This window comes from Flavobacterium sp. (genome assembly GCF_031411595.1).
Taxonomy (GTDB): Bacteria; Bacteroidota; Bacteroidia; order Flavobacteriales; family Flavobacteriaceae; genus Flavobacterium.
This window is the reverse complement of sequence record NZ_JANOBI010000021.1, coordinates 108,958-124,345: the sequence shown is the minus strand read 5'-3', so window position 1 is coordinate 124,345 and position 15,388 is coordinate 108,958. Positions and strand designations below refer to the sequence as shown.

General features: G+C 37.6%; 9 protein-coding genes. 4 read left to right on the top strand and 5 right to left on the bottom strand.

What is annotated here, in order from left to right; translation table 11 throughout:
* Positions 1-18: 18 nt before the first annotated feature.
* Complete coding sequence (locus RMO03_RS03920) at positions 19-1,779, bottom strand: ABC transporter ATP-binding protein (protein ID WP_309640782.1); 1,761 nt, start codon at positions 1,777-1,779, stop codon at positions 19-21.
* Positions 1,780-1,974: 195 nt separating this feature from the next.
* Here RMO03_RS03920 and RMO03_RS03915 point away from each other — a divergent pair, with 195 nt between their 5' ends.
* The 3 genes from RMO03_RS03915 (at position 1,975) to yajC (ending at position 4,440) form a co-directional block, all read left to right on the top strand.
* Entirely contained in the window at positions 1,975-3,081 is a 1,107-nt protein-coding gene (locus RMO03_RS03915; RefSeq protein ID WP_309640781.1) for a Glu/Leu/Phe/Val dehydrogenase, read from the top strand.
* A 113-nt stretch (positions 3,082-3,194) separates the two neighbouring features.
* Complete coding sequence (nusB, locus tag RMO03_RS03910; protein WP_309640873.1) at positions 3,195-4,100, top strand: transcription antitermination factor NusB; 906 nt, start codon at positions 3,195-3,197, stop codon at positions 4,098-4,100.
* Between the two features lie 67 nt (positions 4,101-4,167).
* Complete coding sequence (yajC, locus tag RMO03_RS03905) at positions 4,168-4,440, top strand: preprotein translocase subunit YajC (protein WP_309640780.1); 273 nt, start codon at positions 4,168-4,170, stop codon at positions 4,438-4,440.
* Positions 4,441-4,716: 276 nt separating this feature from the next.
* Here the strand turns inward: yajC and RMO03_RS03900 are convergent, their stop codons facing one another.
* From RMO03_RS03900 to RMO03_RS03885, 4 genes are all read right to left on the bottom strand, one after another.
* Positions 4,717-5,298: a YdeI/OmpD-associated family protein gene (locus RMO03_RS03900; RefSeq protein WP_309640779.1), complete on the bottom strand. Its 582-nt coding sequence runs from the start codon at positions 5,296-5,298 to the stop codon at positions 4,717-4,719.
* A 5-nt stretch (positions 5,299-5,303) separates the two neighbouring features.
* Positions 5,304-6,575 (bottom strand): peptidase T, encoded by a 1,272-nt coding sequence (pepT, locus tag RMO03_RS03895; RefSeq protein ID WP_309640778.1) that lies wholly within the window; start codon positions 6,573-6,575, stop codon positions 5,304-5,306.
* 148 nt (positions 6,576-6,723) lie between these two features.
* On the bottom strand, positions 6,724-12,513 hold the full coding sequence (locus RMO03_RS03890) for a fibronectin type III domain-containing protein (protein WP_309640777.1): 5,790 nt from the start codon (positions 12,511-12,513) through the stop codon (positions 6,724-6,726).
* A gap of 208 nt (positions 12,514-12,721) precedes the next feature.
* Positions 12,722-14,674, bottom strand: coding sequence for an LTA synthase family protein (locus RMO03_RS03885; protein WP_309640776.1), 1,953 nt, complete (start codon positions 14,672-14,674; stop codon positions 12,722-12,724).
* 233 nt (positions 14,675-14,907) lie between these two features.
* On the opposite strand from RMO03_RS03885, the gene RMO03_RS03880 reads away from it, so the two are divergent.
* Positions 14,908-15,285: a hypothetical protein gene (locus RMO03_RS03880; protein WP_309640775.1), complete on the top strand. Its 378-nt coding sequence runs from the start codon at positions 14,908-14,910 to the stop codon at positions 15,283-15,285.
* Positions 15,286-15,388 lie beyond the last annotated feature (103 nt).

The window sequence follows — 15,388 nt, the reverse complement described above, 5'->3', positions numbered from 1 at the left end:
TGTATTACAAAACAAAAATTATGACAATTCTTTTTCCGAAAGTTGTTTCAAATACAATTCGGCATAATATCCTTTTTCGTTTATTAATTGATTATGAGAACCTTGTTGGATAATTTTTCCTTCATCCAAAATAATAATCTGATCGGCATTTTTTGCTGACGATACACGATGACTCACAATGATGGTGGTTTTGTCTTTACAGAAAGTCAATAAGTTATTGAGAATCGTTTCTTCAGTCTCAGTATCTACAGCTGATAAGCAATCATCAAGCAGCAGAATCGGGGCGTTTTTGATAATGGCTCGAGCAATAGAAACGCGCTGTTTTTGCCCGCCGGAAATCGTAATACCACGTTCGCCAAGTATGGTTTCGTAAGCTTTGTTGAATTGCATGATGTTGTCATGAACCACTGCTTTCTTGGCCGCAGCTTGCACTTCTTCGGTAGTGGCAGTTTCCTTTCCGAACTTGATGTTGTTGCTAATCGAATCTGAAAACAGGAAAGCATCTTGAGGCACGATGCCAATACTATTTCTCAAATCATAAAGATTGATTTGGTTGATGGGTTGACCATCGATTAAAATTTCGCCTTCAGTTACATCGTAAAGTCTACTAATGAGCGACAGTATACTCGATTTTCCCGAACCGGTTTTTCCAAGTATCGCTAATGTTTCTCCTTTTTTAATGGAAAAACTTAAATTTTTCAATGCTGTAATATGGGTGTCATCATAAACGAAGCTTACATTTTTAAACTCGATTGAACCATCAATAATTGATTTTTCAGCATGATTGTTTTGAATGTCCGGTTGAATTTTAAGAAATTCATTAATTCTCTTTTGCGATGCTTCTGCTTCTTGCACCATCGATGAAACCCAACCCAAAGAGGCCACCGGCCAGGTTAGCATATTGATATACAAAATAAATTCAGCAATGGTTCCAATGCTTTGAATGGTACCATTAATATACATCATACCACCAAAATAAATCACGACCAAGTTACTCACGCCAATCAACGCGAGCATTAACGGACCAAACAGTGATTGCACTTTCGCCAAATGCAAACTTTTGGTTTTGCTTTCTTCGGATAATTCAACGAGGTTATTTTGATATTGATTTTCTAATGAATACGCTTTAATCACACGAATTCCCGAAAATACTTCTTGCGTAAAACTCGATACTTTCGATAAATACTGTTGAAAAATCGTACTGCGCTTGTTGATTTCTGAACTCAATTTGAAAATGATATAAGACAAAATCGGCAGTGGAAGCAACGAATATAAGGTCAGTCGCGGTGAAACATTATACATATAGACAATGACAATGGCGAAACGGATGAAAGTGTTGATCGTATACATGACTGCCGGGCCAACATACATGCGGACTTTGCCAACATCTTCACTAATTCGGTTCATCAAATCGCCGGTTCGGTTTTGTTTGTAGAAATTTTGTGAGAGGTTTTCGTATTGGCGGAACACTTCGTTTTTTACATCGAATTCAATGTGGCGTGACATCACAATTAAAGTTTGTCGCATCAAAAAAGTCAAAAAACCGGCAATGATGGTCGTAGCAATAATCAGTAAAATATTGTGAATCAATTCCTTTTGAATCAATGATGAATCGACGCTATTTTGTTTCGAAAAATCTTCTATAGCTTTAAACGATTTGCTGATTAATTTTGGCGTGAATAGCGAGAAAATCTGAGCGACGATTGTAGTGATAATTCCTATTAAAAAACTGTATTTGTATTTGATGAAATATTTATTCAAATATTGTAATTCTTTCATTTTATTATGATAATCTAAAGATAATACTCTGTTATTTTGTTAAAGCAAAAGCGGTTTTGATAATTGTATAAAATCCTGTATATCAATACTATTTTAGTAAATCGATAATTAAATCCAAATATATTATGATATTTTGATTTTAATAATAAATTTGCATAGCATTTTTGATAATCCCCCAATAGCAAACTCAAAATTATGATCACAGAAATCGTTACCCCAAAAGAGCTGCAAAAAGTAGATCCTGTCTTCGGGCAAGTGTCTTTTAATGACCACGAACAAATCGTTTTTTGCAACGACAAAGATACTGGATTAAAAGCAATAATAGGAATTCATAATACAGTTTTAGGCCCGGCTTTAGGTGGCACTAGAATGTGGAAATACGCCAACGAATGGGAAGCATTGAATGACGTCTTGAGACTTTCAAGAGGTATGACTTATAAATCAGCCATTTCAGGTTTAAACCTTGGTGGTGGAAAAGCCGTAATCATTGCCGATGCTAAGGTTGATAAAACTCCTGAAATGATAAAAAAATTCGCGGAGTATGTTCATTCTTTAAGCGGAAAATATATTACGGCCGAAGATGTGGGAACGACTACACCAGACATGGATATGATTCGTGACATTACACCTTATGTAACCGGAATCTCTGAAGCCAGAGGTGGTTCAGGAAATCCTTCGCCTGTAACGGCTTATGGCGTTTATATGGGAATGAAAGCTGCGGCAAAATATAAATTTGGTTCAGAAAAACTCGATGGTAAAAAAGTTTTGGTGCAAGGTATCGGGCATGTTGGTGAAACTTTGGTAGATTTTCTAACTAAAGAAGGTGCACTGGTTCAGATTACCGATATTAATGAAAACCGCCTTCAAGAAATGCAGTCTAAATACGGAGCGACTATATTTAAAGGTGCTGATTTGTATGCTGCTGATGTTGATATTTACGCGCCATGTGCTTTAGGAGCTACGATTAATGACGATACCATTCATAAAATTAAAGCGCAAGTCATTGCTGGAGCTGCGAACAATCAATTGGCGAATGAGCAAATTCATGGGCAAATTTTGAAAGAAAAAGGCATTGCTTACGCACCTGATTTCTTAATAAACGCGGGTGGAATCATCAACGTATACGGAGAAATCGTAGGTTATGGTAAAGAAGAAGCTTTGAAAAGAACCGAAAATATCTTCAATACGACTTTAGAGATTTTCAGTTTTGCAGAAAAGCAAGGTATTACAACGCATCAAGCGGCTTTGTCAATTGCTCAGAAACGCATTACCGACAGAAAAAAAGAAAATCAGAATACCTAATCAGGTATCAATAATATTGTTATTTTTGCGGAGCGATTGATTTTCTTTCGCTCCGTTTAATTTTTAAAAGTTCTTACCAGGTGCTAAACAGACGTCACATCCGTGTTAAAGTAATGCAATCGATTTATGCGATGCATCAAAATGGTTCCGATAATATTGAGAAACAAGAAAAGTTTCTGCGCTACAGTATTGATAACATTCTAGATTTATACTTGCTCATGTTTTCTACTTTAATAGAAATCTGTAAAAAAGAAGCCCTTTTTCTCGACAAATCAAGCATCAAACATTTGGCGACTGCCGAAGATAAAAACGCCAACAAGAAGTTTATCAACAATGCGATTTTCAAATTGTTGTCGGAAAACAAATCTTTACTGCAAGCCATCGAAGATCGTAAAATCACGAATTGGACATTAAACGATGATTACATTCTATTGCTTTTAGCCGATATCAAAAAGAGTAATTTGTATGCGACATACATGAAAAATCGCGTCAATACTTTCGATGAAGATCAAGAATTTGCTGTAGCACTTTTCATGGAAGTGATTGCTGCGAATGACAAGCTTTATGATTATCTCGAAGATTACAAACTCACTTGGGTCGATGATATTCCGGTAGTCAATACGCAAATCATCAAGCAATTGAAAGCGATGAAATCGAACGATAATTTCTCGGTACCAAAGCTTTACAAAGACAGCGAAGACGAACAATTTGTAACGGATTTATTCCGAAAAACCATTCTCAACGAAACCGAACTCGCCAAAGAATATATCAACAAAACACCCAATTGGGATACCGAACGTATTGCGGAAATCGACACCATCATACTTAAAATGGCGATTTGTGAATTTCTGAAATTTCCTTCGATTCCGATGAAAGTGACCATCAATGAATATCTAGAAATTGCCAAAGAATATTCAACACCAAAAAGCAGTATTTTCATTAATGGTATTTTGGATAATTTGGTGAAGGAATTTCAAACCAACAATCGACTCAATAAAACCGGTAGAGGTTTGATGTAAAAAACAGCAATAATTTACAATTAATAATAATCAGTTTAAAACCTGATAGCAATAACACAATAACTATATGGCACAAATTCAACAATTCTTACCGTTTATTTTAATGTTCGTAGTGATTTATTTTTTCATGATACGACCACAACAAAAAAGAGCGAAAGATGAAAAAAAATTCGAAGCAGAATTGAAAGTAGGTGATAAAATCGTTACCAAAAGCGGTATTCACGGAAAAATCGCTGAATTGGCAGACACGACCATCGTCATCGAAACCATGTCAGGAAAACTAAAAATGGAACGTTCTGCCATTTCGATGGAAATGAGCGCGGCATTGGCGAAAAAATAAAACCTTTCGTTTTATAACTTTGCGGCTTTGCGTCTTTGCGTGACATTTATTAATCTCGCAAAGACGCAGAGCCGCAAATTTTTTTTAGATATACTGTATTTGTCTATTTGTATTTATCATTGAGTCCAATTCCCGAAATAATCATAGGCTTGATTTTTTCCATACGCGTGATTTTGGTTTCCTCTTATAACTTTGCGGCTCTGCGTATTTGCGTGACATTTATTAATCTCGCAAAGACGCAGAGCCGCAAAGTGTTTTTAGATATACTGTATTTGTTTATTTGTATTTATCATTGAATCCAATTCCGGAAATGATCATAGGCTTGATTTTTTCCATGCGTGTGACTTTAGTTTCCTCACGCTTTGCAGTATCAATATACTCAACATATTCGCGTTGTTTTCCTGGCGTGAGTTTTTCAAAACCTTTTTTCAATTCTAAATCGGCTTTCAATTCGTTTTGAAAAAAATCAGAAATAATGGTTTGCTTTTTGGCAGGCGCCAGTTTCATACCGAGCTTTTCATTTTCGATGGCTTCGTCGATATAAGCCAAAATCAGTTTTTCGTCAAGTTCATCTTTCGAATAAAAACGCCATTGTCGCAATGATTTTGTCACACCTTCCTGCGCATTGACCAATACATTTTTAGCGTCTTTCAGAAATACACCATTAAAAAACCAAATCGTAAAATAGTTTTTAAAACCGCCAATTCCCACGACATTTTTTCCGTTGAAAGTATACACTTCACCGCCCCATTTGTTCGTAGTTACGAGTTGGGTTTTGACGATAATTTCCCTGAGCAGTTCAAGCTCCACGCTCCAACTATTGGTTTTATCCCAGGTATTTTTCGATTCCTTTTCCAACGGATTTATTTTTTCTTCTTCTTGTCTTTTTTGGTGAAATCTGTAGTAGCAGTAAGTTCAGCAATTTTAATAATCACATCAACGGCTTTTTGCATACTTTCTACAGGAACGTATTCGTATTTGCCGTGAAAGTTATGCCCGCCCGCAAAAATGTTCGGACAAGGCAATCCCATATATGACAATCTGCAACCGTCTGTTCCGCCACGAATCGGTTTAATTAGTGGTTTAATACCTAATTTTTTCATTGCTTTTTCGGCTAAGTCGACAATGAACATTACAGGTTCCACTTTTTCTTTCATGTTGTAATATTGGTCTTTGACTTCAGCAATCACAATATCTTCACCGAACTGTTTGGCAAATTTCTTATTGAATTTTTTGGTAATCGAATGAATCAATTCTTTGCGTTTTTTGAATTTTTTCGCATCGTGATCGCGAATGATAATTTCAAGAACGGTTTCTTCAATCGAACCGGTCAAATGATGCACATGGAAAAAACCTTCGTAATTTTTTGTTTCTTGAGGCGTTTCATGCTTCGGCAATTCATTGATGAAATCATTCGCAATCAACATCGAATTGATCATCTTTCCTTTCGCATAACCCGGATGCACGCTCTTTCCTTTGAAAGTAATTTTGGCACCAGCAGCGTTGAAGTTTTCATATTCGAGTTCACCAATCTGACTGCCATCCATCGTGTAAGCCCATTCGGCTCCGAATTTCTCTACATCGAATAAATCTGCGCCACGGCCAATTTCTTCATCAGGCGTAAAACCAACTCTGATTTTTCCATGTTTGATGTCAGGGTTTTGAATCAGATATTCCATCGCAGTTACGATTTCGGTCAATCCGGCTTTGTCGTCGGCGCCTAGTAATGTCAAACCATTCGTTGTGATTAACGTTTGGCCTTTATACAATAATAAATCTTTGAAATAATTTGGAGATAAGATGATATTCTGTGCTTTATTCAACACAATATCGCCGCCATCATAATTCTTGACGATTTGCGGTTTTACATTCAAACCCGTAAAATCCGGCGTGGTATCATAATGCGAAACAAACCCGATTGTAGGCACTTGATGTTCGACATTGCTTTCCAAAGTTCCCATAACGTAGCCATTTTTATCAATCGTTACGTCGGTCATTCCGATAGCTTTGAGTTCTTTAACTAATAAATTAGCGAGCACCAATTGCTTTTTTGTACTTGGCGTTGTAGTTGAATTCGGATCAGATTCGGTATCAATCGTAACATAACTGATAAAACGGTCTATGAGGTGTTGCATTTTTTTGGGTTTAAATTTTAAGTAGGTAAATATACAAATCGTAGTTTATTATTGGAATTAATTTAAACACGAATTTCACTAATGAGCACGAATTAATTGGTGCTGATTAGTGAAATTCGGTTAGTAAAAAGGTTATTTTAAAAATGTTTTATTTCATTACATATACTTTTTTAACTAAAGGTTTTCCATTGATAACCATTCTTATAAAATAGAAACCGTCGGCTAAATAATGTCCTGTTGGCACTTCAAAATTATAACTTCCTTTCGATTGTGAATTCGGTATTTGTTTGATGGTCATCATGATTTCACCCATGAGGTTGATCAATTCGGCGGATACTTCGGAATCTTCATTCAAAGTATAATCTAGTGTGATGGTGCTTTTATTGGCAAATACATTCAAAGTATCTTTTACATCTTCATCATTGGTTAATGAAGCATTTCTCGCACTACTGCCTATTTTAGTGATTGAAAAGTCATCTACAATGGCTCCAGTAGAAGCAAGGTATTTGCAAGACAGCTTATTATTATCAACATCGATAACGAGAGAACAGTTGTTGGTATTATTGCTAAAATACATAGCAGGCATTGGGAATCCTGGTTGATTAACCACTTCAGGATTTTGACCTGATGTACCACAAACCGCATATACTGTACCATCGTAAGGTGGTGTTTTTACAAAATTATTGGTTTCCGGACTGACTTTCATCGCTGCTGTAAAAGTGGAAGCCACATCATAATGTCCTTTGATTAAATAACTTCTTTCATTCACGTGCGAATGTCCAGTAAGCACCAGATCCACATGATAACTTTCGAGTAACGGAACAAGAATGGTTCGCATATCGATTAGCGTGGTTTCAGTATCGCTATTATGTGTGCCGTAAGTGTAAGGCGGATAGTGCATGAAAACGATGGTCCAACGTTGTGTGTTGGCTGCTAAGTCGTTCGTAAGCCAAGAGTGCATTGGACTTCCAGGAGCATTCAATGTGCCATAACTGTCTATTGAAATAAAATGAATGTTGGCATAATTGAACGAATAATATTTAGGTGAACCCGAAGCCACACCGCCACATTCTCCATTTTGTGGTAAAGAGAAAATAGAGAAATAAGGATAATTGGTTGTCAATGTAGCTGGTTGCTGATATCCGGTTTCATTATAATCGTGATTCCCTGGAGTAGGGAATACCGCCATATTTTTGAATTGATCGGTATATTGATTGAAAACACGATCTTGAAATTCAGAATCAGTACCTGTTGTATAGGCATTATCACCCAACCACATCCAAATGTTAGTAGGCGTTGTTCCGGTGTAATTCATATAGGAGTTTCGTACATTCAATTGGTTGTTGCTTCCGGTACCGAAATCACCAATACCCCAAATGCGAACCGGTGTTGTGCTGCCAACAACTGGCGCAGTTATAAAATTATTTTTCAAATCACCTTGTAAGGTTTGTGACGTTGTTCCTATCGAATAGAAATATTTTGTATTGGGCGTTAACCCTGTTAAAGTCACTTCATGCTCTGTAACCAAATTCGCATTGGAAGCTACAGTACCATAAGCCATACTAGTTCCATATTGTACTTGAGAATTTGAAGCAATGTCAGTTCTCCAACGAATGGTAATGCCATTTGAATTTAATTTTTGCAAGTAAGCACCGCGAGTAACAACCGTAGCAATGGTGCTGCTTGGTGCAGTTAATCTAGCATTAAAACTAAGGTCTGAACTGTCATAAGATTGTTGGTGCACTTCTGCCGTTAATACATTGGTGCCAGTCAAAAACAGCGATGAATTTAACGCAATGGTATTCCAAGCCGATTCCGCCGGACTACTCACCGATACCGATGCTGGAGTATTGTAATTGATGATTCCTGTAGGCATGTTCGCTCTATAGACTTCATTTCCGTTGAGGTACACTACGACACCATCATCAAACACGACACCTAATGTAAGTTCAGTATAAGCCGCCGGATTGAGTACCGTAAATGATTTTCTGAAATAAGTGGTAAGGTATTTATTGTTTGCATCTGGCCCGTAACTAACAACGGTTCTTTCATCACCATCACCATATCCTAATTCTGCATTGTTGCTGGCCCAAGCGGCATCATTAAACGAAGCATCGCGCCAAGCCGTTCCTTGATTGGTGCCATTGTCTAAATATTTCCAGGTTGAATTGGCCGCAATAAAAGTATCCGTACCATCATTATAAGTAGTAAAACTTGCAACACTACTGTAATCTCCGGTGAAGGCACAAACCGCTTGCACTCTAAATTCATAAGCCGTTGCAGCAATGAGTCCGCTAATCATTTTTGAATTTGTAGTCGATGCAGTCGTAATCCATGAATTGCTTCCGGCCAATTGGTATTGAATGTTATAACTCGTAGCGCCTTCAACTTCTAGCCAATTGAGAACAATAGTTGAAGCTGTATTAGAAGCAATAGTGACATTAGTAGGTGTATTACAAGAAGAAGTATTGGTAGAAAAATTGCCGATTGCACCAAACGGACTTGTAGTTGAACACACCGTTTGCAATTGAAATTCGTATCTAGTCGTAGGCGTCAATCCTGTTATAGTTTTAGTATTGGTATTGCTTGTGATTGTTGTCCATGTAGAGCTTAAAGTTGGTCGATATTGAATGTTATAACTTACAGCTTCAGTAACGGCTTGCCAAGAAATTGTGGCAGAAGTCGAACCCACTTCACTAATAGTCACAGCATCAGGAGTACTGCATCCTGCTGAAATGGTTCCGGACAATCGACCATTAAAACTAAGATCAGAACTATCGGGAAATTGTTGGTGCATTTCAACCGCCAACACATTCGCTCCGTTTAAAAATAATGCTGGATTTAATGAAACTGTATACCATGTCGTTTCATCAACACCGCTAGCTGCAATAGTGGCTAAAGTGTTATAAGCAATGTTGGTTGTAGGCATGTTGTTGCGGTAGATTTCAACACCATTCAAATACACTACAGCGCCATCATCGCGAATAAGATCGAATGTAAAATTACTGTAGACTGACGGATTGGTAATATTGAATGATTTTCTAAAATAGGTCGTAATGTATTTATTAATAGGATCAGTTCCATAATTGACAATCGTAGTTTCACCGCCATCGCCATAACCAAATTCTGCGTTATTACTAGCCCAAGTAGTATCATTAAAAGCAGCATCGCGCCAAGCTATTCCTTGATCGGTTCCGTTGTCTAAGTATTTCCAAGTAGTACCGGCAGGAAATATAAAACTCGTGCCCGAAGTAAGTGTAGTGAAATTCGCCGACGAACTAAAATTAGAATTAGCAACACAAACCGCTTGCACTTGAAATTCATAATTGCTGTTTTCCAACAATCCAATTAGTGAAGTTGAAGTAGTCGCAGCTGTTGTTTGATTCCAAGTTGCAGTGCCTATTTTTCTGTATTGAATAGTATAACCCGTAGCACCATCAACCGCCAACCATGAAAGTGTTGCCGATGTAGTTGTAATGTTCGATGCAGTTAAACTGCTCGGTACCGAACAAGGAGGCGCAGCTGTTGTAAAATTAACTGAAGCACTATAAGCACTAGTTACCATACACAAAGCTTGCACTTGAAACTCGTAATTGGTCGCCATCAATAAATTACTTAAATTGATCGTATTGGTAGTTGCATTTAAACTAGTCCAAGTTGCAGTTCCTGTTGGTTTGTATTGCATGTTATAACCCGTAGCTCCTGAAACCGCCATCCACGAAAGTGTAGCGGAAGCAGTTGTAATGTTCGATGCAATCAATGCAGTCGGCACATCACAAGTAGGCGTTGATGTAGTGAAATTTGCAGACGCACTATACGCACTCGTAACGATACACAAAGCTTGCACTTGAAACTCGTAATTGGTTGCCATCAATAAATTACTTAAATTGATCGTATTAGTAGTTGCATTTAAACTAGTCCAAGTTGCTGTTCCGGTTGGTCGGTATTGGATGTTATAACTTGTTGCGCCAACAACTGTTTGCCATGAAAGCACAGCTGTTGAAGTTGTAATGTTCGATGCAACCAAAGCACTCGGTACATCGCAAGAAGGCGTTGATGTAGTGAAATTTGCAGACGCACTATAAGCATTAGCCGAACTACATAAAGCCTGCACTTGAAATTCGTATGAAGTAGTCGCCAACAAATTGGTTATCGATTTTGAATTTGTCGTCGATGTTGCTGTTGTCCATGTTGCAGTTCCTGTTGGTCGGTATTGGATGTTATAACTCGTAGCACCCGCAACTGATGCCCACGAAAGTGTTGCAGAAGAAGTGGTAATAGCACTCGTACTTAAAGCACTTGGAATTCCACAACTTGACAATGTTGTAAAACTAGCAAGCGCGCTGTAAGCACTGGTTATAGCACACACAGATTGCACTTGAAACTCATAAGCAGTTGCTTCCAATAAACCCGTAATTGATTTCGTTGCCGTAGTAGCCGTTGTTGTTGTCCAAGTGGTGGTTCCTGTTTTTCTGTATCGAATGTTATAACTCGCAACACCCGAAACTGTCATCCACGAAAGTGTAGCCGATGTAGTGGCAATAGCGCTTGTGTTTAATGAAGTCGGCGCGCCACAGCTTAAAGAAATTGTTGTAAAACTAGCCAGCGAACTATAAGCACTCGTTATAGCACAAACTGCTTGCACTTGAAATTCATAAGTCGTTCCGGCTGTCAGACCAGTTACAGCTAATGAAGCTGTATTTGATGTTAAAAGCGTCCAGGTTGTTGTTCCTAAAACCCTTCCTTGTATATTATAACTCGTCGCACCCGAAACTGTCGACCATGAAATTGTCGCGGTTGTCGTAGTGATAGCACTTGCCGTTAAAGCGGTAGGCGTACCACAACTGTACGCTATCGTAGTAAAATTAGCGATTGCACTGTAGGCACTTGTGATAAGACACACCGCTTGCACTTGAAAATCATAAGCAGATCCCGCTGTCAAACCAGTGAGTGATTTGGTTGCAGTCGTAGCCGTTGTTGTTGTCCAGGTGGTGGTTCCTGTTTTTCTGTATTGAATATTATAACTCGTAGCACCCGCAACTGCAGCCCATGAAAGTGTTGCAGTCGTATTCGCAACATTCGATGCGACCAAAGCAGTCGGAACAGCACAAGTTGGCGTAACCGTTGTAAACGTAGCCGAAGCACTATAACCGCCGGCAATCAAACAATTGGCTTTGACTTGAAATTCATAAGTGGTACTATGATTTAATCCTGTTAATGCTTTACTGTTTGTAGTTACCGTTGCAGAAGACCATATCGCGTTTCCGATTGGGCGGTATTGAACAGTATAACTGAATATGCTAGGAACAGCCGACCAATTGAGTGTTGCCGATGTTGCTGTAACTGATGTTGCATTGAGCGAAATCGGTGTACCGCAAAATCCGGTAGTAGCCGTTAGTTTTAAATTAAAACTTAAATCGATATTATTCGTTGTGGCTTGATGCAATTCAATGCTCAACACATTGTTTCCAACGACAAAAAGCGATGGATTGATTGAAAAGTTAGTATAAGCTGTTTCATTGGTTCCGGTGATCTCCGAACTTGCCAAAGTAGTATTGATGATCGTTCCCGTCGGCATATTGCTTCTGGCTACTTCAACGCCGTTGAGGTATACCACAGCACCATCATCACGCAACAAACTCAATGTAAAAGTGGAATACAAACTCGGATTCGGCACCGAAAAAGTTTTTCTGAAATAAGTAGTCACAGGTTTGATGACACTACTTACTACTGTAGCTTCACCGCCATCGCCATAACCAAGTTCCGCATTTCCAGTTGTCCAGGAAGTATCACTGAAAGCGGTTGAACGCCAATTGGTTCCTTGATCGGTTCCGTTGTCTAAATACTTCCACGAACTATTTTGAGGAATAATCGTGGTTTGTCCAAAAGTGACTATAGACAAGAAGACCATTACAATGGCGAATTGTATTCTTTTCATAATGAAATAAGATTTAAGCATTAATTTAATTTGGGGAATTAAACTACTTACAAAATAAAGGAAGTAAAAAGCCAATGTGAAAAAAAGTCGTTGAACACCTATAAAACTCGTTTATCTTAAGTTAATTTTAAGGAAATGAAATCAATAGGAGATTTTTAAGAGGTAAATGAAAAAAATAAAATTATTTTGTAGCCAAATAGATGTGCCATTACTGTTTTTTAATCGCATTGCCTTTCATCGTACAATACCAAGCCAAACCCATTTGTTTGTTGTAATCGGATACTAAAGGTGTGGCATTGATTTGCGATTCTTTCATGCTTGCAAGTTCTATTTTTTCGACTTGTGCTTCTTTGGGTAAATAATACAATTCGTCGTTCGTAATGATTTTGTTGAATGCAATACTCATCGCTTTTTGTGGCGCATACATCGAAGTGCCAAAACTGTAATATTCAAAACCTTTCGGCGCAATCATTTCGATTAATGTCGGCATAATGTCAATATGAGAACCCGCTGTATGATTGACGGTTTTCGGAATATTCTTGCCATACATAATAAAACCAACCGAACTTCTTTCATACAAATTCGGCTTGCTGTTGATGAAACGTCTTCCAAAGTGATCGCCAGTAAAGGAATAAATCGCCGTTGGATATTTTTTGGTGGCTTGCTCCATAAATTTTCCGATAGCATAATCGCCGTACCATAAATGGCCCATTTCTTCGAAGGTCATACTGCCGTCATAATAGGGTTTCATTGCTTCGGGGAAATCTTTTTCACTGCGATACGGAAATCCCTTTTTATAAACATCAACAGTATAAGGTGCGTGATAACTGGATGTCAATATAATATTCAAGGAATATTTCGTCATATCAGTTTTGGCCACGACCAAATCAAAAAGTTTTTCATCTTCGACGCCCCAAGTTCCCGAATTGCTATCGCCACCGGCATCGGTTGCTGAGAAAAAACGATCAACACCTTGATACTTTGAAAATTCTGCGATATTCTGCCAACTCGAAAATCCACCATAAAACAGATTGGTTTGATAACCCAGTTTTTTAAATTGTGAAAATATTGAGGTTACAAACGGTTCGTTGAGTTCCCCAATTTTACTGATATTCACGCCAGTGTAAGGAACATTCGTAACGACAGCACCAAACGAATCGAAAGTCGCATCGGCAGCCGGAAGGAAATAATTGAAATGCGTTCCATTGTTTTTGAGCGCTCTAAGTTGCGTTGAAAATTGGAATGGCGCATATTGATCCATCAGCGGCCACGAGTCGTAGCTTTCCATGATGACGAGAAATATTTGTTTGGGTTTTTCAATCATCGCGCCTTGGGCTTGCTTTTTCAAATAATCGCTGACTTGAGGTTTGGAAAAAGTACCATAAAAATCAGCTTCATTCAAATACGGATTTTTCCCATTGAGAATATTAATTTCATCAAAATCTTCCATCGCATAAATCAAAGAACGATACGGATTGATGATGGTTTTATTTAAAAAGCCATCGCTCGAAACACCAGCCCATTTTCTTAAAGCAGGCACATCGTTAACGGAACCTCGGATACTGAAAGCAAATAAGATCAATGAAGGGATAATGATTATCGTTTTATTTCCTTTGAAATGCAACTTCAACAATTGTCTGTAGATGAAATCTTTGTTTTCGAAAAACTTCAAAATAAAAATTCCAACAACAATGCAAACGATTATAGCCATTAGATTCCGCCAAGGATGAAAATCTTCGAGTATCGTATTGAAGACGGCTTTTTGATCGTCATACAAACTTAAAAACAAAAAGTTATTGAATTGGTTGTGGTATTCCGCAAAATAATTAATGGTGACAATGCAGATGATTGTCGATAAGAAAACGAATAAGTATTGACATACAATTCGCGTTGATTTTATCACTTTAAATAAATCGAAATAAGAGAGTGACCATAATAATAGGAAAGGCAAGATCAGGAAATAAGAAACGGCAGTGCAATCGAAACGGAATCCCATGAGTAATGTTTTTGCGATTTCATTGGCCGATACAGCTTGTGATAATTGTTTGTGATAGATGCTTATAAAGGTTATTCGAAATACTAAAAAAAACAATACACCAAAAAACCAAAAGAAGCACAGATTGGCCAATTCTTTGAGTAATTTTTCCCATTTAGAATGCATAGCTTTATTTTGATAGATTAATAAGATTGTGTTTTCAAAAGCAAAGCGAAGTTATGAAAAGAAACCGACAATGAGTCGTGAAATTTTGGAGCATTCCTCAGCGGCATATTTCATCGATAAACGTCACTGCCATTGTGATTGGAAGAGTATTTTATCATTTCAACGATTTTAAATTTTTTATTAAAGTATAGTTGATATGTTTGAGTAGAAATTCAAACGTTCAACCTATGAATATGAAAGATACACACAGTCCAGTTTACCGATTGGATTATTTTGAAGGGTATTCCAACGGATTAAATCCGGAGATACAAATCAACAGAAAAAGACATAATGAAGCTTTTACCACAGGATTTAATTTGGGGAGATTAGAATTCGAAAGTATGAATGGTTCGCTAAGGAATGGCGTGCCCAAACGTATTGTGAATACCAAAATTTTAGAAGATTTTCTATTAGCGGGTATGTTGGGTTTGAGTATTGATACCGAATATTATACTTCTTTTCAATTGCATATTATTTTGCAATGGTATCAGAGCGGCATCGAGCAATATGATCCGAATCAAAGCAGTTATTTGATAGAAATTCTGGAAGAAAACGGTATTGAAATGAGTTAGATTTCTTTTAAATCGTTTAAAAAGACAAAGCCACAAATGCACGAATTGATTATAAAATTCGTGCATTTGTGGCTTTAATCATTTATGTATTATTCTAAAATCT